General features: G+C 38.7%; 1 protein-coding gene. It reads right to left on the reverse strand.

All coding sequences use genetic code 11. The features are described 5' to 3' along the window. Positions 1-100: 100 nt before the first annotated feature. Entirely contained in the window at positions 101-1375 is a 1275-nt protein-coding gene (locus DWX73_RS13190) for an IS110 family transposase (protein ID WP_118349118.1), read from the reverse strand. Positions 1376-1668: the final 293 nt, after the last annotated feature.

Below are 1668 nucleotides of genomic sequence, written 5' to 3' on the forward strand. Positions count from 1 at the left end.
TAGTGTGAAAGAAAGTAGAAGTAAGCCAATAAGTGACGCACTTATCTAAGCTGTCTAAAATAAACAACTTTTGGAAGTGATATAGAATTAGAAAATTAATTCAAGAAGCTATCGGTTCATCAAGGGGAAGTATTCCTTCTTGTTGTAATAGTTTCTTAGCTTGTTTGATAGCCTTAGCCTTTTGTTTGTCAACAAGAGCTTGTGGCATATCGATTTTGTATAAGTCGCTCGGATTCCATGTTTCACCAGTAGACAACATTTGGTAGATAGCAGTGAGAATCATTCGAGCAATTGCGATAATGGCTCTTTTCTTACCACGGCGTTTTGCAAGAGATTCATATTTCTTTTTGTAGTAAGGAGATTTGTCAGATTTCACGGCAGCATGGGCGCACTGTACCAATGCTGGTTTGAGGTAGATACCGGCACGTGTAATTCTAACAGATTTCTTCTTACCACCAGATTCGTTGCTGCCAGGAGTAAGGCCTGCCCAGCAGCATAAACGCTTGGAAGTGCAGAATTGAGACATATCAATACCTATTTCGGAGATGATGGTGACAGCACTATCATGATTGACACCCGGAATAGTACAGAGTAACTGAACAGCGTTTTCATAATCAGGGTCAGAAGAAATCATAGTTTTTATCATAGAATCAACATCATTGATTTCAGCTGTGATATAATCCATATGTGCGCGGATGAGGCGCATGCGATATTTTTGGGAATCAGTCATCTGGTATCCCTCAATGGATTCAATCACCGCATCTTCTTTAGACTTGAGACGTTTAAGAAGTTTAGAAGCGATTTCTTCATGGTTGATGGACGTACCCGAATGTTGGAGCAGGTAGTCAATGATGGATGTAGATGACTTCCCAAAGATATCAGAAACAACGGAATCTAAAGCAACATTGCAAACAGTAAGTGCATTCTGATATCGATTCTTTTCACTTGAACGGCAGGAAACAAGTTTATAACGATATCTTGTATATTCTCTGAGAATACGAATCTTTTTGCAAGGAATATAACTGCCGCGAACAAGTCCAAGACGGAACAAATCCCCAATCCATTTAGAATCTTTCGTATCGTCTTTATTACCTTTGACAGCTTTTACCCATTTAGGGTTGGCGATTGTAACATTGATGTTGTCTTCCAGAAGATTAAAGACAGGAATCCAGTATTTACCGGTAGATTCCATGCAGACATCAAAACAGTTATTTTCAAGAAGCCAGTTTTTGAATTGTAAAATAGAGTTGTTGAAGGTAGAGAAGCGTTTCTTTTGATAAGAAGGTTCAAAACCATTGGTAGTTTTAATAATTGTGGCGACGAGAAAAGATTTGTGGACATCAACACCACAACAGGTTGGATAAGTAACTTTCATAAGTCGGACTCCTTTCGTAAAAGATAAGAAGCCATTGACTGAACTGCCACACAATTAAACTAAGGCGTTTAAACAATTCTTAGTGTACGGACTCGTAGTACCACTTATTTGTGCTTGAAAAGGCAGGACTTACACTGATTAAAATGCTGTCTAAAACGAGAAAGAATTTACAACTTCTCCTCCCGTGCTTTGTAGTATAGCTTCTTGAAACTATTATTGCACAGAGTAAGGAGATTGAAAATCTTTCATTACTATTTGTGCCGCCGACTGAAAGGCGGCGGAATGGAGATTAA

This window comes from Coprococcus sp. AF21-14LB (assembly GCF_003458885.1).
Taxonomy (GTDB): Bacteria; Bacillota; Clostridia; order Lachnospirales; family Lachnospiraceae; genus UBA9414.

Bases quoted from the DNA above. Each gene is read 5' to 3' on its own strand.
- DWX73_RS13190 (WP_118349118.1), bottom strand. From the start codon at position 1,375: ATGAAAGTTACTTATCCAACCTGTTGTGGTGTTGATGTCCACAAATCT.